The sequence below is a fragment of the Ktedonobacter racemifer DSM 44963 genome (assembly GCF_000178855.1).
GTDB lineage: Bacteria > Chloroflexota > Ktedonobacteria > Ktedonobacterales > Ktedonobacteraceae > Ktedonobacter > Ktedonobacter racemifer.
Window position 1 is genome coordinate 192,482 of the sequence record NZ_ADVG01000004.1, and the last position, 21,710, is coordinate 214,191.

18 protein-coding genes and 2 pseudogenes are annotated in these 21,710 nt (G+C 51.9%); 10 read left to right on the forward strand and 10 right to left on the reverse strand.

Going from position 1 to position 21,710, the window contains the following annotated elements; translation table 11 throughout:
• Positions 1-45: 45 nt before the first annotated feature.
• Positions 46-1,686 carry a RecQ family ATP-dependent DNA helicase gene (locus KRAC_RS42345; protein WP_007918014.1) on the reverse strand — a complete coding sequence of 547 codons (1,641 nt, stop codon included), beginning with the start codon at positions 1,684-1,686 and terminating at the stop codon, positions 46-48.
• 1,825 nt (positions 1,687-3,511) lie between these two features.
• The gene (locus KRAC_RS42360; protein ID WP_007918017.1) at positions 3,512-3,835 is read right to left on the reverse strand and encodes a hypothetical protein; all 324 of its coding nucleotides are present in this window, start codon (positions 3,833-3,835) and stop codon (positions 3,512-3,514) included.
• Positions 3,836-4,228: 393 nt separating this feature from the next.
• On the opposite strand from KRAC_RS42360, the gene KRAC_RS42365 reads away from it, so the two are divergent.
• The 4 genes and pseudogenes from KRAC_RS42365 to KRAC_RS42380 all read left to right on the forward strand — a co-directional run bounded on the left by KRAC_RS42365 (position 4,229) and on the right by KRAC_RS42380 (position 8,472).
• Positions 4,229-6,265: a baseplate J/gp47 family protein gene (locus KRAC_RS42365; protein ID WP_007918018.1), complete on the forward strand. Its 2,037-nt coding sequence runs from the start codon at positions 4,229-4,231 to the stop codon at positions 6,263-6,265.
• 253 nt (positions 6,266-6,518) lie between these two features.
• Positions 6,519-7,148, forward strand: a pseudogene (locus tag KRAC_RS42370) (IS6 family transposase); the annotation flags it as partial.
• A 124-nt stretch (positions 7,149-7,272) separates the two neighbouring features.
• Positions 7,273-8,048 (forward strand): IS5 family transposase gene (locus tag KRAC_RS42375; RefSeq protein WP_085954441.1). Its coding sequence is split into 2 segments (ribosomal slippage): positions 7,273-7,873 and positions 7,873-8,048, totalling 777 coding nucleotides; the frame shifts between segments, so codons are not numbered across the junction.
• A 31-nt stretch (positions 8,049-8,079) separates the two neighbouring features.
• A complete protein-coding gene (locus tag KRAC_RS42380; protein WP_007918020.1) occupies positions 8,080-8,472 on the forward strand; it encodes a nuclear transport factor 2 family protein in 393 nt (130 codons plus the stop codon).
• A gap of 234 nt (positions 8,473-8,706) precedes the next feature.
• Here KRAC_RS42380 and KRAC_RS42385 read toward each other — a convergent pair whose 3' ends face one another.
• On the reverse strand, positions 8,707-9,177 hold the full coding sequence (locus KRAC_RS42385; protein WP_007918022.1) for a hypothetical protein: 471 nt from the start codon (positions 9,175-9,177) through the stop codon (positions 8,707-8,709).
• A 436-nt stretch (positions 9,178-9,613) separates the two neighbouring features.
• Here KRAC_RS42385 and KRAC_RS42390 point away from each other — a divergent pair, with 436 nt between their 5' ends.
• The 3 genes and pseudogenes from KRAC_RS42390 to KRAC_RS67500 all read left to right on the forward strand — a co-directional run bounded on the left by KRAC_RS42390 (position 9,614) and on the right by KRAC_RS67500 (position 11,300).
• Positions 9,614-10,381 carry an ABC transporter ATP-binding protein gene (locus KRAC_RS42390; protein WP_007918025.1) on the forward strand — a complete coding sequence of 256 codons (768 nt, stop codon included), beginning with the start codon at positions 9,614-9,616 and terminating at the stop codon, positions 10,379-10,381.
• Positions 10,378-10,563 carry a hypothetical protein gene (locus KRAC_RS42395; RefSeq protein ID WP_007918029.1) on the forward strand — a complete coding sequence of 62 codons (186 nt, stop codon included), beginning with the start codon at positions 10,378-10,380 and terminating at the stop codon, positions 10,561-10,563. The genes KRAC_RS42390 and KRAC_RS42395 overlap by 4 nt, the downstream gene beginning before the upstream one ends.
• Positions 10,564-10,584: 21 nt before the next feature.
• Positions 10,585-11,300 (forward strand): annotated as a pseudogene (locus KRAC_RS67500) (IS6 family transposase).
• Positions 11,301-11,696: 396 nt separating this feature from the next.
• Here KRAC_RS67500 and KRAC_RS42405 read toward each other — a convergent pair.
• Together KRAC_RS42405 and KRAC_RS67505 are read right to left on the reverse strand one after the other, a co-directional pair.
• A complete protein-coding gene (locus KRAC_RS42405) occupies positions 11,697-12,524 on the reverse strand; it encodes a slipin family protein (protein ID WP_007918030.1) in 828 nt (275 codons plus the stop codon).
• Positions 12,525-12,543: 19 nt separating this feature from the next.
• A complete protein-coding gene (locus tag KRAC_RS67505) occupies positions 12,544-12,930 on the reverse strand; it encodes a hypothetical protein (protein ID WP_007918031.1) in 387 nt (128 codons plus the stop codon).
• A 972-nt stretch (positions 12,931-13,902) separates the two neighbouring features.
• Here KRAC_RS67505 and KRAC_RS42415 point away from each other — a divergent pair.
• On the forward strand, positions 13,903-14,982 hold the full coding sequence (locus KRAC_RS42415) for a DUF2891 domain-containing protein (RefSeq protein ID WP_007918033.1): 1,080 nt from the start codon (positions 13,903-13,905) through the stop codon (positions 14,980-14,982).
• Between the two features lie 259 nt (positions 14,983-15,241).
• Here KRAC_RS42415 and KRAC_RS42420 read toward each other — a convergent pair whose 3' ends face one another.
• From KRAC_RS42420 to KRAC_RS77030, 5 genes are all read right to left on the reverse strand, one after another.
• Positions 15,242-16,033: an HAD-IIA family hydrolase gene (locus KRAC_RS42420; protein ID WP_007918035.1), complete on the reverse strand. Its 792-nt coding sequence runs from the start codon at positions 16,031-16,033 to the stop codon at positions 15,242-15,244.
• 112 nt (positions 16,034-16,145) lie between these two features.
• The gene (locus KRAC_RS42425) at positions 16,146-17,525 is read right to left on the reverse strand and encodes an NAD(P)/FAD-dependent oxidoreductase (RefSeq protein WP_007918036.1); all 1,380 of its coding nucleotides are present in this window, start codon (positions 17,523-17,525) and stop codon (positions 16,146-16,148) included.
• Positions 17,526-17,647: 122 nt separating this feature from the next.
• The gene (tal, locus tag KRAC_RS42430) at positions 17,648-18,691 is read right to left on the reverse strand and encodes a transaldolase (protein ID WP_244422497.1); all 1,044 of its coding nucleotides are present in this window, start codon (positions 18,689-18,691) and stop codon (positions 17,648-17,650) included.
• Positions 18,692-19,044: 353 nt separating this feature from the next.
• Entirely contained in the window at positions 19,045-19,176 is a 132-nt protein-coding gene (locus tag KRAC_RS80135; protein ID WP_420795870.1) for a hypothetical protein, read from the reverse strand.
• Positions 19,177-19,376: 200 nt separating this feature from the next.
• Positions 19,377-19,541, reverse strand: coding sequence for a hypothetical protein (locus KRAC_RS77030; RefSeq protein ID WP_007918044.1), 165 nt, complete (start codon positions 19,539-19,541; stop codon positions 19,377-19,379).
• A 504-nt stretch (positions 19,542-20,045) separates the two neighbouring features.
• Between KRAC_RS77030 and KRAC_RS42445 the strand changes: the two genes are divergently transcribed.
• Positions 20,046-20,891, forward strand: a complete 846-nt coding sequence (locus KRAC_RS42445; protein ID WP_007918046.1) for an aldo/keto reductase — start codon at positions 20,046-20,048, stop codon at positions 20,889-20,891.
• Positions 20,892-21,013: 122 nt separating this feature from the next.
• Complete coding sequence (locus tag KRAC_RS42450) at positions 21,014-21,700, forward strand: BON domain-containing protein (RefSeq protein ID WP_007918048.1); 687 nt, start codon at positions 21,014-21,016, stop codon at positions 21,698-21,700.
• The last annotated feature ends 10 nt before the right edge of the window (positions 21,701-21,710 follow it).

Sequence of the window (21,710 nt, forward strand, 5' to 3'; positions counted from 1 at the left end):
ATTTGAGCTTGTTGATTTTCCCTCTTTCGGCCCTTGCTCCAAATACTACTTGACTGCCGTAAGTAGCCTGTTATTGATCACGATCTCGATTGAGAGCGTTTTATATCCCACATCGTCAAACAGCACAACAATCTTATCCTCGTCATAGCGCATCACCAGGCCCTGTCCCCAACTGGTATGGGTGACACGACTATTGGCGGGGAAAGGCATCGAGCTGCTATCCGCGGCAATTAATCCACTCTCGCAGGTATCGCAGAAACCACAGGGCTTGTCCATCTCCTCGCCAAAATAGTTCAATAAATACTTGCGCCGGCAGCCAATAACTTCAGCATAACCCTGGACCATCGCTAGACGTGAGCGCACAACCTGACGCCGGTTCTCGTGGAAGCGTACGGCCTCGTTGGCAATTTTGCTTAAATTGGATGGCTTCTTATACGGTTTGACCTTGCCATCAGGCAAAATTGTGACGACTCCTAATTCTTCCAGATAGCCCAACACTTGTGTCAGTCGGGTTTGTGAAATATCCAACTCTTCTTTGAGCTCCTTGGGATCACTGACTCCACTATGCTCATGTACCACGCGGGCAACCATCTCTACCTCGTCGACCGCCACCTTCCCGCTACTGGTGAGAAAACTGCGTAGGCCAAGATCTTTGGAATTATAGAACAGAATGGCTTCCGCCTCCTCACCATCGCGGCCCGCACGCCCAATCTCCTGGTAATAAGCATCGACCGAATCGCTGATCTCGTAGTGATACACGAAACGGACATTGCCCTTGTTTACTCCCATACCAAAAGCAGTGGTGGCGACAATTACCTCAATCTCATCTTTCATAAAGGCGGTTTGGACTTGTGCGCGTTCCTTTGGTTTCATGCCTGCATGGTAGGCTACTGTCTCTATGTTCTGTGTACGCAGGTGTTCCGCTAACTCTTTCGCATGTTTACGTGTACCTACATAGACAATGCCTGGTTTCTCTGCTTCTCTAATCCGTTCAGTCAGCGCCCGCTTTTTCTCTGCCTCGTCGTAGAATTTCTCAACCCCCAGCCAGATGTTTGGCCGGTCAAAGCCCTGCACGACCACCCTCGGATTATGCATACCCAGGCGTTCAACGATCTCATTGCGTACAGGCAGGGACGCCGTTGCCGTTAGGGCCAGCACTCTAGGGTGTCCCAGTGCTTCGACAATCGCCCCTAATCGGGCGTAGCCAGGGCGGAAATCGTGGCCCCATTCGCTAATACAGTGCGCCTCATCTACTACAAATAGCGCTGGCCTGGCCTCACGCACGCGCTGTAACGTTTCCTCATTGCTAAACTGTTCAGGTGTCAAAAAGAGGAAGTCAAGCTTTCCACCTTTCAAATCGGCAAATGCCTTCTTCCATTCTGCTGCAGAGAGCGCTGAATTGAGCAAAACTACCTTACCCATGCTTTGTTCTTCAATCGCCTCAACTTGGTCCTTCTGGAGCGCGATCAAGGGCGAGATAATCACTGTAGGGCCTGTTGTGATCAAAAGGGAAGCCGCCTGATAGATAAAGGACTTCCCTGAGCCGGTTGGCATCACCGCCAGCGTGTCGTGACCATCCAGGAGGGCCTGAATAGCCGTTTCTTGGCCTGGGCGTAGCGCATCATAGTGCATCTTTTTACGCGTAATACGCCTCAGGCGCCACTTATTGATCCATCTTTTAAACATGCATCCTACTTTGTTCATAAGTGTTGGAGAAATTTCAGCAAAACAGCTTCATCGAGGTAGAGTTCCCACGCTGCCGCTTGCTTTGTGCAATACAAACGTTCCTAATAGCTCAGAAACGATACATCTCTATCTATAGAAATCAAGTATTCCCGGGCGGATAAAACACGTGCGACAATGACGCCGTATTACCCAGGTGCTCAGCCGCTACCTTGATTACCAGAGCGACGCTTTTCTTCGTCTGTGTCTCCGAAGGAATACTCTGTATATTATATGCTCTTCATTGCCAACACACACTAGGGGAGTATTGAGTGGTTCCACCGGTCCTGTCAGAATCCAGAGAAAGGCTTGCCTGGCGATCGTTTGCAGGTATGCTGAGAACAATGACCATCTGATGAGGAGTAATATCAAAACCGCTTAAATAGTGGCCTTTATCGAAGCCGGGCCATCACCTTTTTCGAGTGGGGTGGAGCTTGCCAGCAACAGGAATGTGCAGTACTTCAACGGATTTGATATTACTAATATCTGAACAAACGTTTCACAGTCACCTCTCTTTGTCATGCATAAAATAGAAGAAGATAAATATGTTTAAGGCAAAGGCGTCTCTTGACAAGATGGCGGCTGAGCGACGTACAAACGTGCTGTGAGTCCAGCACAAAGACGGATACCAATGTGATTGAGCGTTTGAAGATACCACCCCCCTGCATCACTTTGCACTTGTCCAGGGATCCAGCAATGAAATACGCATATTTCAATCCACATCTCTGGTGTGAGCAGTTGCCCATTGAGTTGGAGCTTGTGGTGATGTGTGTTATGGCGAAGTATTCCTGATGAAAGACTCCCCTCATGCTGATTGATCATAGTAACAGTTGGCTTTCCTCCTTCTAAAAATAAGGGCCTCCGTTCAGAGAAAACCCAAACACGCCTCTTTTTTCAGAGTGAGATGTGAATTATATTCTGGCAGATCCTTTAATCATGATACGGTAAAATAGCGTAAAGTCTCACGACAAGCCTTGTCACTCCAAGGAATCGTGGTTTCGATCAGGTTGCTTGCCAATTTGCAGCGTGAAGTTCCCCTTAAGAACGATTCAGATGCACGTACGATGGTACAAGAAAGGTTGCATAACTGAGTTCTCAGAGGAGGAGAACATAGCTGCTTCAACCCCTCATAGAAAGGCATTGCGGTTTTTTCTCGCCATACGGTGTTCTTTCTGATGTGAGCGTTCCTCCTGTTAAACTGCCTAAAAAATAACAGTAATGCTATACCAAGGTTTCTCGGGGCGGATACTTTCAAATTTATCTATAAAATATTCAATACGGGCTTCTCATCCCGTCTCTTCAAGAAATTTACGGATGGTAACTTCTTGAATCGCTTCTCCAAAGACAATATCTCCACTTGGGATACACCACTCTACAGGGGTACCATCTGTATGAGAGGGGAGAATGAGGAGAATTTGTTGTCGCCAGATAATAGAACCTTCTCCTGATGAGAGCATCTCTTTGAAACAAAGATACGCTCTTGCTCTCACCAGAATAATTGTAGAGATCTCACCAGTTCCGTGTTGGACGGAAGGAAGCTCTCTCATTGTGAGAAAGGAAGCAATGTGAGCGCTTCATTGCGAGGCTGATGCTTCTACCAGAGACAAGAGAGCAAAAACATCATCCACTGTTTCACAGCCATAACAGACACCACTTTCATCACCCTGTTGCTCGAATGCATAGAGGCACTCCCTCTCGCATTGGCTCCTCCCTTCTTTCGTGCATTCTTGAAATCCATACTGCCTCAGGTTTTGAAGGGCATCCTGAATGGTCATGTGTACCACTTTCTTCATGACTCTTCTTCTCCATGAACATTGACAGGCACAGAAGTTGAGGGGATCGGTGGAATTCGCCAAGCCTGCATTTCCTGTTTGCCAAAGAGTCTCAAGCCTACGGTAAAGTAACCAAACAAACCAATGACCAGGCCAATCGCATACCAGCCAAATAACACATCACTTCTCAAGAAGGTAACCACCGCTGCACTCCCAACTACTCCTACAATGGCGATGAGGTTCGAGTATCCAGAGGCACCCGTGGCTTGTCGTAGTATCCGATACGTAATGATACCGATAATGAGACCAAAGAAAGTGACGCCGAGTCCAGCAATAAACATATGCACTTCTCCTTAGAACGTGTGAATTGCAGACGATAGGATTCTGAACCAGACGAGGAGAGGCCATCGGAGATGGGCTAACCTCAGAGGGAACGTTGCTTCCATGCTGCTTTTGGTTACGGTCTTCCCCCTTTTTGGTGATAACGAAGCAGACCTGCCTCAGAGAGGTAAAGATATCATACATCTCTATCCATGAGAGAGGTTGCAATGAAATAGCTCATAAGGATGGGGAAAGGAGAGGAAAGTCATACACAAAAGAAAAAGAGAGAAACCTGGCTAGCGTTGCTCGTTATACAATAAAGCCTGGGTGAGGAGCAGGCACGTCAGCGGGCTTGCGTTGGAGAGGTCGGAAAACTGAAAAACCCTACCGAAGTAGCAGGAAAGGAACGCATTATGCGACAGAAGAATGGCACGGAACTATTTGGACCCGACGATCCACGCAGCGCCAGCGTTGGAATTATTCACGTGGCCGCGTCAGATGACCGGCAAAGCATTCTGACCGCGATTCTTGCTCAAGATAAGCTGGGACGCAGACATACCGTACTGGTCATGCCTGACGATAACGCCGCATTCCGGCGTACAACCGACTTCGCAGACCTGAGAAACCTGCTACAGGGGCTGAAGACCCAACTTGTGATTGTGGCCTCATCTCACACTACGATTGCCAGATTAGCACAACGCCAGCAATTCCCGGTCTTTCTCTCGCTAGAAAACTATGCCAGCTATGCTAAAACATTTATTAGCGGAGATCACCCCCCGGCCTCCGCTGAAAAAAAGACGACTGAGACACCTTTATCTCCACCCAAGAAGCCAGCACGCACCTCTACCCCAGCGCCAGCCTCCGCCGACCAGTCGCCGACTCAGCCACTTGAACGTCCTGCCGCTCCGCCTAAGAAGCCAGCACGCACCTCTACCCCAGCGCCAGCCTCCGCCGACCAGTCGCCGGCTCAGCCACTTGAACGTCCTGCCGCTCCGCCTAAGAAGCCAGCACGCACCTCTACCCCAGCGCCAGCCTCCGCTGACCAGTCGCCGGCTCAGCCATTTGAACGTCCTGCCGCTCCGCCTAAGAAGCCAGCGTCACGAGACAAGGCCGCACAGAAGGAGGAGAAAGTGAATCTACCAGTACCACTACAGCCAATGGAGGCCAGACCGATAGTGGTGGATGAGGTCATCACGCCGCGCAGCGTTCCCAGCCAGATGCTCACTCCAATAGATGTGGTGGTCAGCCTGGTCCCAGCCTCACCGCCACGACGCAAGCACAGACGCACACGTGCGCTACTGGTTGCTCTGCTGCTGGCGCTCTTCCTGCTGATCGGCGGCTCAATGTTGAGCGTTTTTGTCGGATTCGGCCCGCTGGCCCGGCTCTTCCCCGGCAGTTCCGCCAGTGTGACCATCACGCCTGAGAAGAGAATATTTAAAAATGTCTATGCTATTTCGGCGATTACCTGGGTGCCTGACCCGACGCTGCACCAGGTAGCCGCGCACTTTATCAGCGTGACCACGTCACCCCACACAAAAACGGTGCAAACTTCCGGACGCGGCATGATTCAGGCCACCAATGCCCTGGGCTTGCTGACCTTTTATAATGCCCTACCCTATTCACAGAACATTCCCGCCGGAACGATCTTTGCCGATAAGAAAGGCATCCAGGTCGCCACCGACGAAACGATTACCATTCCCGCGGCCAATCCGCCCACCGAAGGCAGCATGAGCAGTATCGCCCACGCGCTCATTCCCGGCGCGCAAGGCAATATCCCGGCCCTGGATTTTAAAGAGACAACCTGCTGCCACGCGGGCATTACGCTGACCAATCATGATGCTTTCAGTGATGGACAGGATGCCCGGCCCTACTCGTATGTGCAGCAGAGTGATATTGATATGGCCGCCAGCAACCTGACAACCGAAATGACCAGCGAGGGACAGCAGGCGATACAAGGGAAGATTCAGAGCGGGGAACAGCAGGCCGGAAATGCGAAATGCAGTGCCAGTTCGAGCGCCAGCCATAGCGCGGGCGAGCGCTCCAATAGCGTGACCGTCTCCACGACGATGACCTGCATAGCTGAAGTATTCAATCGCGATGATGCCTATGCCATGGCGACCAACCTGCTCAAAAGTGATGCCACGCAGACCTTTCACAACAACTATGCCCTGACCAGCCGGCTGAAAACGACATTGATCAATGCTGTGATTCAGAATCCACAGAGCATGATCTCGCTGCACATCGAGGCGCAGGGGCAGTGGGTGGCACAGTTTGATGCAGCGAGCCGGCAGGAGATGGCGCGTTTGATCGCGGGCCTCAATGCGGCCTCAGCGCAGGATCTGCTGTTGCACCGGCCCGGGATTACCCAGGCCCATATTACAGTCACCGATAGCCCCGGTAATGTGCTGCCCCTCGACGAGCACAAGATGATCATTCAGGTTGGACCGTAGGGGTTGGGGCACTGCCCTCGTGTGCCACCTGCCGTGCACACAAGCTGCCAGCAAACGGGCTGAGGGCCGAGAAGAATGTAGTACGAGTATCCGGCGCAAAACGAACGAATGGGCCTGAGAAGGTGTTTCATAGCAACCTACTGGTTTGAATGGAAGCGTCAGAATTCATCAGAATTCAGACAAAGATTTGGCTAGCGGATAGTTGATGAGGTATGCTGATGGCAAAGACTCATCTGATGAGGAGGAGGAGTTCATGAACTGTCCGCACTGTGCTTCAGCTACCACGAAGGAACAGACCAAGAAAACCGCGCTCGGATAGCAGACGTTCCGCTGCTTAGATTGTAAGCAAGCCTTTAACGAACGGACAGGAACTCCGTTCAACGTTCTCGAATATCCCACCGATGTCGTTCTGCTCGTTGTTCTCTGGCGACTCCGATAGAAGTTATGCTTGCGGGATCTCGCGGAACTGTTCCTGGAGCGCGGATGGGAATTCACACATGAAGCGGTTCGAGAGTGGGAAGCACGGTTCGCTCCACTGAGAGCAGAGCATCTACGGGCCAAGCAACGCGGACAAGCAGGGCTGTCCTGGTATGTCGATGAAACGTACGTCAAGGTCAGGGGAAAGTGGTGCTACCTCTATCGTGCCATTGATGCAGATGGCAACCTGGTGGATTCGTGTCTGAGTGAGAAACGAAATATGGAGGCCGCCAAGAGCTTTTTTAAGCAAGCACTCGAGGCGGTTGGTCGTGCGCCTGAGCGAGTCACGACCGATGGGCATGACTCCTATCCTCGTGCAATTCGCGAGACCTTTGAGAGCGCGGTCACGCATGGCTGTAATCCCTATCTGAACAATCGATTGGAGCAAGATCACCGTGGTATTAAGTGCCTATCCGAATAATCTGCTATACTGAGGGATGGATAAAAAAGACAACCAGCAAGGAGAGCGAGAACGAACGCCGAATAATCGCACCACGACGGGCTTCCGGATTTCTGATGAGCTGTGGGCTGTGCTCCAGCCACTGCTGCCAGTCCATGTCAATACGCATTGCTTTGGCGGGGGACGACCTCGCATCCCTGATCGACATTGTGCTGACGCAATCTTCTACGTTTTGCGCACGGGCTGTCAATGGCAAGCTCTCGACCAAACCGAACTGTGTGCCCATTCGACGGCCCACGATCGGTTTCAAGTCTGGGTAGAAGCGGGAGTTTTCTTGAAACTCTGGCAAACAGGGTTGGAGCAGTTTGATGAGCTCTGCGGGATTGAGTGGGACTGGCTCGCGATGGACGGAGCGATGACGAAAGCGCCGCTGGGTGGGGACAAAATAGGACCCAATCCTACCGACCGGGGTAAGTCCGGCGTCAAGCGCAGCCTACTGACAGAGGGCCATGGAGTGCCGATTGGCCTGACGGTTGAAGGAGCCAATCGACATGATATGAAACTGGTGCGAGCGACTATCGAGAGTTTGGTGGTCGTGCGTCCGGAGCCCATAAAGGAGCGCCTACAGGGAATGTGCCCGGACAAAGGATACGATTATGATGAGGTCTATGCGATCTTGCAGGAGTTTGGCTTTACTGCTCATGTACGCTCTCGTAGAGAAGAAGCCAGGCAATCAAGCGGGAAGCAGGCTTCAAAGCACGTCGCTGGGTAGTGAAACGTGCACATTCGTGGATGAACCGTTTTCGCCGCCTACTTATTCGGTGGGAGAAAAAGCCTGCAAACTATCTGGCGTTTCTCCACTTTGCCTGTGGCTTGATTGCTTTTCGTGCCGCAGGGTTACTTTGAAGAAGCTTTGTGCGCGAAGAGGAGAAAACAAATGCATCTTGACCAACCAGTCCAACGCGAGATCCTTCTCGTCCAGGAGCAGTTTTGGAAGGCCCTGAAGACCAGAGATGCTTCCTTATTGGCAACGATTCTCGCACCAACGTTTGTTGGGCGTTCGCCAGGAGAACCCGATCAGACAAGGGAAGAGTTCATCACCATCCTCACCGCCTTTCCCATCTCGATCAGTGAAATTGCGGGTGAAGCGATTGAAGTGCATGTTTTTGGAGAAGTTGCTGTCCTCACAGGTGTTCAAGTTGCACAACTTCATCTTCCAGAAGGGAGGGTGAGGAGCAGTCGCGTCATGTTGAGCAATGTTTTTCGCCAGGAAGACCTGAGTTGGCGTATGGTGCTGTCCCATTCATTTGAGATTGTGCAAGACCTCTAGGTGAAACCTCCGTTTTGCTTGTGGTTTGATGACTTTTTAAGCTGCTGGGTTATTCGGATAGGCACTTAGTCCTCTTTGTTGTTTCTCACCTTGGTTTGGCTTTCTCAATCGCATCCTGTGCAAGAGACAAAGGAAATCCCTGAAAATTAATTGTAGAGTTTTCCCTGATAAGGTGAAGATGACAAAGGCGAGAGAAATGAGATGCCATCTTCACCATATCCTCGCGTTTTCTGGCTAGCGACCAACCAGAAGGGAGAAATGCAGTGATGGCGTCTCTTGATCGAGCCAGACAGAACAGCGTATCCCTTTCGGCTCGCAGACTAGGCGCATTTGCTCAGCAACCCACTGGGTGTAGAGTTCAAGGCTCGCCCCATAGCGCTCAAGTGGCTCACGGTCAGCTATTGTGACTTCAACCAACCAGGCCTCATCCTGTTGCTCGATCTGAACGTGCTCTTCTCCGTGTGTGAGCGCGAAGACCTCTGCAATCTGCTCGGCTTGCTGCTCAACCATCTCCAGCGTGGCTTGAGATGGTTGAGAGGTCCTGCCTCCGTGCCAGTTCTCCCACAGCCTCGCTGCCTCCGCCGGGCTGAGTCCTGCCTTTAATGTCAGTGCCAGTGTGTAGCCATGCAGGGCCTGCACAAGATGCTGATACCAGGCGAGGGTCTGTTCCTCGGATAGCGTGACGAAAGAATGCTTCCGGCTCATGATGGAAACTCCTTTTTATGCGGTGATGCAAAAGACCAAGAGAGAAGGCACGCTGGAAAGGGAAACCCAGCGTGCCTTCTCTCTTGGTCTTTTGCGAAACAAAACAGGCCGCCTCTGATGGCGACCTGTTCCTCTACGGTGCTGCCATTATATCCCACAGAAGCTCTTTGTCAAGGAGGTGAGGATGTGTGAAACAGACGATGCAGAATTGAGTAAGGAAGCCTGTTCCTTTGACCTTCCGCCAGGGATTCTTCTCTATTATTGCTCAGCTACGCTAGCTCGTTGCGCATCCCGTGGGCATATCCGACTTTGGTCTGAGTGGAATTCTCCTCTGGCCTGATGCTCTTTGAGCTATCTCAGCACATACTACGAGAGATGAAGGATATTCGCCCGCGCTCTCGATAAAGAGAACGGCGTATGAAGGAGAAGAACGCGTATGCACTCATCGGATATCAAACCAGGTCCAGAAAGGCTTCTGGATGCCGTTGCGCTCATCGAGGTCGAACATCTCTCGCGATCTCTTGGTTCGGGAACACAAAAAACCGCCATCCTCAACGATATCACCTTTCGCGTGCCAGCACAGAGTCTCTTTGCTATCACCGGGCCATCTGGCAGTGGAAAATCAACCTTGCTTCATATGCTCACAGGCATTGATCGCCCAACCAACGGGCGCGTTCTCTTTGCTGGACAAGAGATCCGCGAGCTGAGTGAGGATAGCCTGGCACGTTGGAGGGGAAGGCATGTTGGGATTGTCTTCCAATTCTTCCAATTACTTCCCACGCTTACTGCCCTTGAAAATGTCCTTCTCGCTCTGGAATTAGGGGGCGGTGGGGGCCTCAAGCGTCGGCAGTGGCGTGAACGGGCGCTGGATTGTTTGGCACTCGCGCAGCTCAAAGATCTCGCTCATCGTCTGCCTAGTGAACTGTCGGGCGGAGAACAGCAGCGTGTTGCCATTGCCCGTGCACTGGCAAACGACCCACCAGTGATTGTCGCCGACGAGCCGACTGGCAACCTTGATTCGCAGACTGCACAGCAGGTGTTTGCTGTGTTAGCAGGTCTGACACACTATCACAAAACGGTCATTTACGTCACACATGCGCAAGTACTTTCTCAGCAGGCAACCGCACAAATCGAGCTGCTTGACGGCTGCGTTGTCCAGAACTCTGGCCTGCAGGCATCTTTGGTGAATGGAGGCGAGCAATGAGTATGCTGTTGCGCAAATCCTGGGCCGACGTGATCAAACGCCGGGGCCGTACCCTGCTAGCTGTCCTGAGCATCATGCTTGGCGTGTTGGGGATCACCGCGGTTAACCAGGCCAGCGATCAGCTTGGCGGCAACTTCCTCTACAGTACCGACCCTGATATTGTCAACTTGGAACGTAGCTGAACAATATGTTAAAATAGCCTCATGAAAACAACCACCACTGCCCCCGATTACAGAGGCTACCGCTTTCCGCCTGAGATTATTAGCCATGCTGTTTGGCTGTATTTCCGCTTCTCACTCAGTTTTCGCGATGTCGAAGTGCTGCTGGCACAGCGCGGGATCGTCGTGACCTACGAAACCGTGCGCCAGTGGTGCTTGAAGTTTGGGCAGACGTACGCCAACGAACTCCACCGGCGTCGCCCTCAGTGTGGGGACAAGTGACACCTGGATGAGGTCTTTCTCACCATCAATGGGAAAAGGTCGTATCTGTGGCGAGCCGTCGATCAGGACGGCAACGTGCTGGATATCCTGGTGCAGAGCCGGCGGAACACACACGCGGCGAAACGCTTTTTTCGCAAACTTCTCAAAGGGTTGCAATACGTTCCGCGCGTAATCATCACTGATAAATTGAAGAGTTATGTGGCGGCCAAACGCGAGATCCTGCCTGGTGTAGAACATCGGCAGCACAAAGGCTGAACAACCGGGCGGAAAATTCGCACCAGCCCACGCGTCTACGAGAAAAGAAAATGTGAAGGTTCAAATCAGCAAAACACGCGCAACGCTTTCTTTCTGTATTTGGCCCTATCTCCCAACATTTTCAACCACCGAGACACCGTCTGAATGTTGGGGAATATCGTGCCCTTTTACAGGGCCGATTCCAGCAATGGAATGAGGTGACTGGAGTCAAGCAGGTCGCATAATTACCTCTCCCTCCCCACCTCTCATTACCCTTCCATTGCTTGTCTTATAGCTCATCAGTATATTCCGTTTTTGTAAATAAGTTGACAATACCCAGCTACGTCCCCAAGTTGACAATACCGTTTCAAAGCCTCGGTGTATCACGCTCTCATGCAGGGACGATTCCAGGTGTGGAGCGAGGTGATAGGGATGAAGCAGCCGTGTAGCACCCCACCACCCGCCACTCACCACTCACCATTCTTTTTTTCCTCATCTTCTTTCTGAAAAGCTCTTCATTATTCTAACAAGTTGACAATACCCCCAGGTGTGAGTTGCCAGAAAGAAGCTCTTTCGAGGCACACTCGTGGCAGCACCAGAGAAGCATTGCTCCCATGATAATGACGACTTCCAGAAGTCATCTAACGCGGGAGAGAGAACTCCATCAGTGGAACATCGTTGGGCGGCTCACGTACTTCCCTGTCCGCCTTATAGTGCGTCATCTTTAACATTGGTTCAATCAGGTCAATCGGCAGCGGGAAGATAATCGTCGAATTCTTCTCCACCGCGATCTCTGTCAGCGTTTGTAGGTAGCGTAGTTGTAACGCCGCAGGCTGTGAGCCAATAATTTCAGCGGCTTGAGCCAACTGGGTCGAGGCCTGTAATTCTCCCTGAGCATGAATCACCTTCGCGCGCTTCTCGCGCTCTGCCTCCGCCTGCTTGGCCATGGCACGCTGCATAGTGGCAGGTAACTCAATATCCTTGATCTCAACTGCGGTCACTTTTACTCCCCATCTCCCCGTCTGCTCGTCAATGATGATTTGCAATTCACGGTTGACCTTGTTGCGCTGCGCCAATAGCTCATCCAGTTCCGATTGACCGAGAACGTTGCGCAAGGTCGTTTGACCAATCTGCGTGGTTGCCTGGTTAAAGTCCATCACATTGACAATAGCCACAATGGGATCGACGACGTAGAAGTAGAGGACCGCTGTCACCTTGATCGTGACATTATCACGGGTGATGACCTCTTGTGGGGGAACTGTATGCGTGATAATTCGCAAGTCGACCTTACTCACGCGTGAAATGAGTGGGGGAACGAAGATGAGCCCGGGACCCTTTGCTCCGATTAAACGTCCCAGCACGAAGATCACGCCGCGCTCATACTGCTGCACGATGCGAATCGCAGAAAGCGCGACGAACACTAACAAAACCACGATGACACCAAACACAAACACGGTAAAGAACGTCATGGCAAGCCTCCTGATGGCGTTATAGCTGTACAAGGTGCCGAGGTGAAAGGCTCCCCATCTCAAACGCGGCGTCAGATGCGCCGCCATCGTCGAGCCAACGCCCTATTGCCTCGGTCTCGGATGCGTTGCCATCATCACGCCAGCGTTCCGTTACCTCAGCCTCAGAAATCACCTCGAGGAAGTTGTTATCAGGAAGGGAGGTTCTGACTCTCGTTTCCCGCATTACCTGGGTTGCAGGAGAAACGCATGGTCTTCCTCGCTCCTGGTCATAGCAGTCATAGACCATCTGATCAGTGCGCTTTGGGTGCGGTTTCTGCCCTGGAGGAGAGTGGGCAACCTGCGAGCCGGACCTGGATGCCGGCCATGCCGGGTAGACACACTGAGTTTGAGCATGCCTCTCCGACATGATCGTCCCTGCGAGGTTTCAATATCTTCTCTCGTAGAAGAACCCTGCATAGATGGAGAGACCCCTTGAACGGCCACGACTGTTTCTGTATGCGCATACGGTTGTGAGTTTCTCATCGCCTTGACTGGCGCGTATGTTTCTTGAATGATGCTCCATAGAAGTTGCCTTTTCTGCTAGAAACAAGAGGAACGCTTCTTCTGCTGAAGGCGTGTCAACCGGGAGCGGACTCTTGAAACAGTGTCATCGAATAAATTGTGTCGCTTTTTCTCAGTGGGCTCATTGGCGCCGGTCCTGTATTTCCCTGAACCAGAGAAGACCTTTCAGGAGGACGAAGAGCACCAAGAGGAGAATGAAGAGTTGCATACTCATGTGATCCTGTATTGTTTGCCTCGTGCGAAGCTGACTCTGATCCCGTCCATCTTGGGAGACAAAAGATCACCTCCCAGTTTCTCGCCATTGAGACCGAGCAAGCGATCTTTTTGCATCCTGAAAAATGTGCCTGCGGATACCTGTTCTCCTCATAATAGAGTATACAAATGGCGTGAGATAAAGCAAGCTCAACGCTGCTTGCTTGGATTAATTTCCTTCTGGGTATTTCTCAAGAGAGGCAAGAAGAAACCAATTGGCAAGCAGCTGCCTGCAGTAGTTGAATAAAAGGGTTGTGTTGCAAGAATTATGAAGAAATCAAAAGAAGAATGAAGTTCCTTCCTGGTGTCGTTTAAGCGACCACTCCAAAGAACCTGGCAATGAAGGCATTCTGGCCTCGGGTATTGTCAACTTAATTACAACTGTAGAGCTTATAGAAGAGAAACAGACCTCAAAGTGGGGATTGTGCCCTGTTTCTTGCCCTTGTTTGTTCGAGAATTCTGGCTGATATGGCATCGAAGTGGTGAAAGCTCATCAACAAAAAAATTTAAGTTGACAATACCCCAAAATTTACAGCAAAGGTAAGAAAAAACTGAGGGGAGCAAAATGATGGATAGTATCACTCAATGGGATACGGTATTATGTGCCAACGCAACTGACTATGTGCGTGTGGCACTGAACAATATCGAGCGAGAATTTCCGTACGCTGTTCACAATGTAATGCAGACACCCGGTGATTTCCCACACCGGCCTCGCGAGCAATCACCAGCTTTTTATGGCAGTTTCGATTGGCATTCCTGTGTAGAAATGCACTGGTTATTGGTGCGGCTTTTGCGCCGTGCTGGCGACATTGTGCCCCAACAGGAGATTCGTGCCGCTCTAGATGAACACTTCACCGCAGAGGCATTGGCAGCAGAGGCGGCGTTCATCGGCCATCCGATGAATGGTAGCCGCGAACGCCCCTATGGTTGGGGGTGGGCATTACAACTGGTGCATGAAATTATAACTTGGGATGATCCCGATGCGCGGCGCTGGGCAACGAACATTGCTCCACTAGCCGAAGCGTTAACAAATAATTTTTTACATTGGTTGCCAAAAGCGACCTATCCAGTACGGCATGGTGTACATTCCAATAGTGCCTTCGGACTCTCGCGGTCACTGCCCTATGCCTATGAACGAGCGCGAGCTGGTGATGCCGCACTGCTCGAAGCCATTACTGCTAACGCTCACCGATGGTATGATGGCGATACCAATTATCCCGGTCAATTTGAACCATCGGGGACAGACTTTCTATCACCTACATTGGTCGAGGCTGAACTGATGTTGCAACTTCTGCCATCTGACAGATTTGCTGGCTGGTTGGCTGCCTTCCTACCCGGGATTACGGACGAAAAACCAGCGGCCCTGTTTACTCCGGCAGTCGTTTCAGATGCCAGCGATGGTTTCATAGCTCACCTGCATGGGCTTAATGCCAGTCGTGCCTGGTGCTGGCGTCGCATCGCTGAGAGCCTTCCTGCAGGAGATCCACGGATCGAGCCTGCGCTGGCGGCCGCATGGACACATGCGCATGCAGCTCTCCCACATGCCACGGGTGATGACTATATGGTCGACCACTGGCTGGTCTGTTTTGTTGTACTTATGCTTAGCGAAAGCCATCAAGTTCATAAACACATGCGAGGCGCGTAGCTATCCTCGGCAGGAAAGGCAGATCAGGGGGCTTATTCCGGTAGTGTTGCAAAAAATTTTGAGCTGAGAAAGCGGAGCAAGTAATTACGGCATAAGAATCACTATTGCAAAAAAAATGTGAATGTTTTGCATCTTTTCCTCGTGGACTCCGCTCATATATATGCTCAATTTGCTGAGCTTTAATTTTTTGCAACACTACCGTACCCTGTGCCGAAACCAGGAAGAACGCGCTTGCTTCCCAGCCTAGCATGAATGCCTTTTACACCTCCACATCCGCAAGAGACTCTCGTACCCATGTGGAACGATAGGGAAAGCGCTCTGCCTGTTCTCGCGTGGTAACGCCTGTGAGTACCAGAATGGTCCGCATGCCGCTCTCAATTCCAGCGATAATGTCGGTATCCATGCGATCACCAATCATTACAGCATCCCCGGAATGCACATGAAGGGAGTGCAGAGCAGTGCGCATCATCAGCGGATTCGGTTTGCCAATAGAGTAAGGCTTGACACCTGTCGCGGCAGTGATCAGCGCTGCCACGGCGCCGGTTCCAGGAACAATTCCCCCTTCTCCAGGACTCGCTACGTCGGGGTTGGTGGCAATGAAACGGGCACCCGCATTGACGAAACGAATAGCTCGCGTAATGCGCTCGAAGCTATAGGTATTCGTCTCACCCAGTACCACATACTCAGGTTCCTGATCAATCAGAACGTAGCCGGTGTCATGTAATGCCGTCGTTAACCCGGCCTCGCCAATGGCGTATGCCCGCCCACCGGGTCGCTGCATATGCAGAAACTGGGCGGTCGCCAGGGCGGAAGTAAAGATTGCTTCGTGCGGCAAATCCAGCCCCATAAAGGACAATCGCACTTGCAGATCGCGCGGAGTGTACCGCGAGTTATTTGTCAGAATCAAGTACGGGATCTTCTGAGCCTGGAGATGCTGGATAAAATCTTTTGCACCAGGGAGAAGTGTGTTTCCCCGTACAATCACTCCATCCATATCTATCAAGTAATTTTTGCTCCCATCCATACTGTTTCTCTCTGGTTTATCTTTCATTGGAATACGACTCTTTTTCATATGAAACAGAATAAGAAAACAAAAATCCTTCTAACAGATATTATGCATGAGTGTCACTGCTGCTGTGTTTTCCGTTCTGGTACCTCTTCTTTCAGGATTCCCTCCCGGGCTTTCGGTTTGCCATCGGCTCTGGGGCACTCATGTGCTGTGACAGCTCGGTCTCCAGGCGTAACTGTCCGGTCTCAGGACCGAGAAAGCCGGAGAGAAGCCAGTCCGCCACCAACCGTATCCGCCTGGTCCACGAAGGATTGCGCAGCAAGTACACCAGGTGCCAGAGAATCCACGCGGGGAGCCCTCCAAAAGTGAGCGAACCCACCTGCGCTACGCCTGTCTCATGGCCCAGCAGCGCCAGGTGGCCAAGCGGTGTGTATCGGTAGGGCAGTGCTGGTTGGTTCGTGCACTCCCTGGCAAGAACCTTGCCCACGTAAGCCCCCTGCTGACGTGCTGCCTGAGCGGTTGGTGGCACGGGAGCTTTGGTGATCGAATCGTACGCCCAGGCGCAATCGCCGATCACGTAGACATCCTGATACTCGGGGATGCGAAGGTGGTCATCGACGAGGACAGCACCATTGCGTGCGTGCGGTACAGGCAGGTGACAGACCACCTCGGGTGCGGTGATTCCTGCCGCCCAGAAGAGTGTCCGCGCAGGAATAGTCCCCGAACTGGTGAGCACCGCCCTCCCCTCTACGCCAGTGATCGATCTCCCTGTCAGCACCTCGATCCCCTCCCGCTTGAGTGCTCGATAGACCAGGTGAGACGTGCGGGGGTCGCTCATGGGAAGGATGCGCTCGGCTCGTCCAACCATGACCACGCGAACGGGCGCATCGGCTAGCCATGGATATGCCCTGAAGAGCCCAGTGAGGAGGTAGTCATGGACGATCGCTGCCAATTCAGCCCCGGTATCGCCTGCGCCCCCGACAACGAACGTGAGCCATTCCTGTCGCTCCGCCGGGTCGGTGGCGTAATGGGCGGATTCAATGGCATCGATGAGGTGATTGCGCAACTGCAAGGCGTCGGCTGGGGTGTGAAACGGGAGCGCATGCTGGCGCAGGCCAGGGAGGTCTGGCACAGCCGTGCGGCTGCCCAGGGCTATCACAAGAATATCGTATGGAAGAGAGCCCTGCGATGTTCGTACCTCCTTCTGGTCGAGATCAATCTGCTCAATCTCAGCGTGCCGGACAAAGAATTGTCTGCCCTTTTGGAAATCGCGGATGGGGATGACCACGTTATTGGGGTTCGCACGCCCGTTCGCTACTGTCCACAACAATGGCGTAAACAGTAGATCGTTATTGCGGTCGATGACCATGACCCGTATATTGTTCAAGGCTTTGAGCTCCCGCCCTAGTTGAAGCGCGAGGGTCAACCCACTATATCCAGCACCAAGGATGAGTATTCGGGTGCTCGCGCGACGATACATCTCCTCGTTCTCACGTACCTGTTCTGACTTCTGTTTGTCTCGCCGAGGCCGCATCAGTCACCTGCTCGCGAGGGCTGCCGCTACCGCCGCAGCCAATGTCAACATCTTTCGCATCCGATTTTCCTCTCGCTGTACGCGGAAAATACCTGTGTGTGCATCAAGTGTAGGAACTCTTCCTAACGCGTTCGAAGAACCTTTCGTTTATGGTCAATGCTGGCAAGCAGTGCACAGAAGGAATCTGCAAACCGCTGCACGCCTTCCTCCTGGAGTTGCTGGGTGACCTGATCATAGTGGATTCCTTCTTCTTCGAGCGCAGCAAGCGCAGCTTTTGCTTCTGGAAGGGCATCCTCGAGAGAGTAGCGCACCCGGCCGTGATCGCGAAAGTTCTCGATGGTCTTGAGCGGCATGGTGTCAATCGTATCGGGGCCGATCAGTTCCTCTGCGTAGAGCACATCCCGGTACGCCGGGTTTTTCGTGCTGGTGCTGGCCCACAGCGGCCGCTGTTTCTCCGCTCCCAGATGTTTGAGAACCTCAAAGCGTCTATTCGCGAACAGCCGTTTGAATTCCTGATAGATCAGGCGAGCGTTGGCGATAGCAATCTTGCCCTGCAGACCCCTGAGTTTTTGCTGCTCGGCGTGGAGGCTGATGGTTTTGATTTTGTCCTCGATCAGTTGATCGACCAACACATCTACACGGCTGACAAAGAAACTGGCGACTGAGGCGATACGCTTGATGTCCTGCCCTTTCGTTCTACGTTCTTCCAACGCGCTCAGATACGCCTCGACCACCTGGCGGTAGTTCTCGATCGAGAAAATGAGCGTAATGTTGATGTTTATTCCTTCGACAAGCGCCTGATGTATAGCCGGGATGCCTGCCGGTGTCGCGGGGATTTTGATCATCACGTTCGGACTATTGAGCGCCTTCCACAGCCGCCGTGTCTCCGCCAGGGTACCTGCGGTATCGTACGCCAGCAAGGGTGAGACTTCGATACTCACGTACCCGTCCCGTCCATCTGTCTGTTCATAAATGAAGCGGAGTATTTGAGCTGCTTTCATCACATCCGTCAGTGCAAGTGCCTCATAGACCTCTTGAGCGTTCTTTCCCTCTCCTAACAATTGCTGCATCTGCTCGTCATAGGCTGTATCTTTACTGATTGGCTGTTCGAAAATGGTAGGATTCCCTGTTGCTCCTGTAATACCATCCTCATTGATCAGCCGCACAAAGAAGCCGAAAGCAGTTCACTCCGGTCAATGGTATCGTACCAGACACTTTGTCCGAGTTCTTTCAATTGCAGTAAGGGATTCATGTGTCGGTGTCTCCTTTTGGATCTTTTCTGCTGGCGACTTCTAATCCAGTCAGTTGCTCGGTTAACGTGAATTTACACGTTTAAAAATTCGTTGCATGTTCTTGAGCTGATCCATTGCAAGGCTCAATTCTGCCTCTTGAGCTAAATCGTCCCCGACTCGTCCTGTCAACTGTATGAGTCCTCTTTCCTTGCTGGTGCTCCACTCTATGCGCCACACGCAGCGGCATATAGGGTGGAGAGCGGCTCCTGGTGTTGAAGCGGAGAGCTTCACAAAACTCGCTCTATATATTCCCCATTCTCCGTATTGACGCGGATTCGATCGCCTGGGGAAATGAAGGGGGAACCTCTACTACCAGACCGGTCTCTAGGCGCGCTGGCCCCTCCATCGTGGCGCGCCAGTGGCGACCAGACATCTCAACATCCTTAACGCGCATCACGACCGATGGAGGTAAATCTACTCCAACCGGTTCGCCATTGAGCAGAAGAAGGTCGAGTTGCAAGCCATCGACGATATATTTGCTCGCTTCGCCAAGCATCTCAGCAGGAAACATTATTTCATCCGAGATGGTGGGATCCACGAAGTGGTACAGCTCTCTATTCTAATACATGAAGACCACCGGGAGGCGCTCAATTGGAACCAATTTGAGCTTGGTGTCAGCCTCCAGTGTCCGTTCAATAACGGCGTGCGTCCGTAAATGACGCAGCTTCAACCAGAGTTTCGGCTCGGTTTGGGCTCTTACGAGGCGGCGCCAATCAAGGACCATATAAGGCTCCCCCTTAATCTCGAGTACAAGACCTTTTTCCATTTCCTTCGGCGAAAATCATGAAATCCTCCCCGTAAGCGATGTACACAACTTCTGCTTGATTGGTCTGGTACCAAATAGCCTTCTTTTATAGAGAGCACGTCTGGTTATGGGAAAAGGTCTCACCGAAAGAACGGGAGCATCTCTACGCTGCCGCGCTTATGTTACTTCGCGAAGAAAGATATTATCCCCTGGTACTTGAAGGATCTCAGGGAGGTTCGATTTTATCAAAGGCCATTCCTCTTCTTTATAGATATGAATTATTTATGGCATTGACAAAGGTTTTTATTTATGATATTTGTTATTTTTTAGTTAATTAATAGTATACCCGCGTTTACAGTATAGATGGGCATTAAGATTTCATCACCTTGCAAGATTAGATACAAGAACTTCATAAAGGCAGTAGAGTATAAAGGTCCCTCCAGACCATCGTGACGAAGTTGGCCTAAAAGAAGGAGAATTGCCATGTCTGTTGCCATTCGCACAATAAAGCTTCCCTCCGGCGAGGCAATCCCAGTGCTTGGACAGGGCACATGGGGCATGGCGGAAGACGCCCGGCATCGAGATGACGAGATCGCGGCATTGCGCCTTGGTCTCGATCTCGGCATGACACTAATCGATACAGCCGAAATGTACGCCGATGGTGCCGCTGAAGAACTTGTTGGCGAGGCGATTGCCGGGCGGCGCGACGAGGTTTTTCTGGTCAGCAAGATGTTACCAGAGCATGCGACACGAGGCGGGACAATCTCTGCCTGCGAGGGTAGCCTGATGCGTCTCGGAACAGACCGCATTGACCTCTATCTGCTACACTGGCGCGGCCTTGTGCCATTAAGAGAGACGCTCGGTGCCTTAGCGGATTTAGCTCGCGTGGGCAAGATTCGCCATTGGGGCGTCAGCAACTTCGACGTGTTCGATATGGAAGAACTTGTGATCACACGTAATGGCGAGGACGTCGCGACCGATCAGGTACTCTACAACCTCACGCGGCGCGGCATCGAGTATGATCTGCTGCCCTGGTGCCGCGCGCGTAGCCTTCCAATCATGGCCTACTCGCCAATTGAGCAGGGCCGATTGCTTAACCATCCCGTGCTTCAGAGAATAGCGGACGGACACGGCGCGACACCAACCCAGGTGGCAATCGCCTGGGTGATCCGGCTTGATGGAGTTAACGCCATTCCCAAGTCTGGAACACCGGAGCATACCCAGGAGAACCGTGGTGCACTCAACATCTTCCTCTCGAAACAGGAGCTTGCCATGCTTGACAGCGCGTTTCCGCCACCAACCGCGAAGCGGCCGCTTGAAATGCTCTAACATGGTTCATGACATGCTTAATAAGCATTGAAGGTTACACTGGGGTCACGTTGAAATCCTCGTTTGATATAAGGGAAATCGTAGATGATGTCAATGAAAGACACTAGAAGGAGACGCACAACATGGCGATTAGCCCTCATACTGATGAAGAAATTCAGGAGAATGTCCTGGAAGAATTGAGGTGGGAGCCACGCGTCCGTGCAAACGAAATCGGTGTTATTGTCAAGAATGGGATCGTCACACTGCTTGGTTGGGTCGATTCATATGTGCAAAAGGTTGCAGCCGAGGCCGCTGCTCGCCGTGTTCGCGATGTTAGGGATGTCGTCAATGAAATTGAGGTTCGCCTGGCCAGTTCCGCTCAGCGCACCGATGATGACCTCACTAAATCTGTAATAGATGCCCTTGCATGGCATGCACCCGTTCCGATTGATGACCTGGATGTGACGGTAAGCAAGGGCTGGGTAACGCTCAAGGGCGCGGTCGAGTACAACTTCCAGAAGAGAGAAGCCGAACATGTTGTTCAACACATACCAGGGGTCAAGGGTATCACCAACCTTATTACAGTCAAACCTCATTCGGTACCAGGTGACCTGAAGTTGAAAATCGAGGAAGCACTTGTCCGCAATGCAGAGACGGACGCAAAACATATTACGGTCGAAGTTCAGGGTAGCAAGGTAATTCTCCACGGGAAGGTACATTCTAATATGGAGAAACTGGTAGCGGAAGAGAGCGCATGGTCAGCTCCTGGCGTCACCGAAGTTGAAAACCAGATCGAGGTTGATCCCGCCTTGGAGCCCATTACTGGATAAAATCCCATCA

What these genes read in the sequence shown, in the direction of transcription:
- KRAC_RS42345 (WP_007918014.1), bottom strand. Translation starts at nt 1,686, where the DNA reads ATGTTTAAAAGATGGATCAATAAGTGGCGCCTGAGGCGTATTACGCGT.
- KRAC_RS42360 (WP_007918017.1), bottom strand. Translation starts at nt 3,835, where the DNA reads ATGTTTATTGCTGGACTCGGCGTCACTTTCTTTGGTCTCATTATCGGT.
- KRAC_RS42365 (WP_007918018.1), top strand. Translation starts at nt 4,229, where the DNA reads ATGCGACAGAAGAATGGCACGGAACTATTTGGACCCGACGATCCACGC.
- KRAC_RS42380 (WP_007918020.1), top strand. Translation starts at nt 8,080, where the DNA reads ATGCATCTTGACCAACCAGTCCAACGCGAGATCCTTCTCGTCCAGGAG.
- KRAC_RS42385 (WP_007918022.1), bottom strand. Translation starts at nt 9,177, where the DNA reads ATGAGCCGGAAGCATTCTTTCGTCACGCTATCCGAGGAACAGACCCTC.
- KRAC_RS42390 (WP_007918025.1), top strand. Translation starts at nt 9,614, where the DNA reads ATGCACTCATCGGATATCAAACCAGGTCCAGAAAGGCTTCTGGATGCC.
- KRAC_RS42395 (WP_007918029.1), top strand. Translation starts at nt 10,378, where the DNA reads ATGAGTATGCTGTTGCGCAAATCCTGGGCCGACGTGATCAAACGCCGG.
- KRAC_RS42405 (WP_007918030.1), bottom strand. Translation starts at nt 12,524, where the DNA reads ATGACGTTCTTTACCGTGTTTGTGTTTGGTGTCATCGTGGTTTTGTTA.
- KRAC_RS67505 (WP_007918031.1), bottom strand. Translation starts at nt 12,930, where the DNA reads ATGTCGGAGAGGCATGCTCAAACTCAGTGTGTCTACCCGGCATGGCCG.
- KRAC_RS42415 (WP_007918033.1), top strand. Translation starts at nt 13,903, where the DNA reads ATGATGGATAGTATCACTCAATGGGATACGGTATTATGTGCCAACGCA.
- KRAC_RS42420 (WP_007918035.1), bottom strand. Translation starts at nt 16,033, where the DNA reads ATGAAAGATAAACCAGAGAGAAACAGTATGGATGGGAGCAAAAATTAC.
- KRAC_RS42425 (WP_007918036.1), bottom strand. Translation starts at nt 17,525, where the DNA reads ATGCGGCCTCGGCGAGACAAACAGAAGTCAGAACAGGTACGTGAGAAC.
- KRAC_RS77030 (WP_007918044.1), bottom strand. Translation starts at nt 19,541, where the DNA reads ATGGTCCTTGATTGGCGCCGCCTCGTAAGAGCCCAAACCGAGCCGAAA.
- KRAC_RS42445 (WP_007918046.1), top strand. Translation starts at nt 20,046, where the DNA reads ATGTCTGTTGCCATTCGCACAATAAAGCTTCCCTCCGGCGAGGCAATC.
- KRAC_RS42450 (WP_007918048.1), top strand. Translation starts at nt 21,014, where the DNA reads ATGGCGATTAGCCCTCATACTGATGAAGAAATTCAGGAGAATGTCCTG.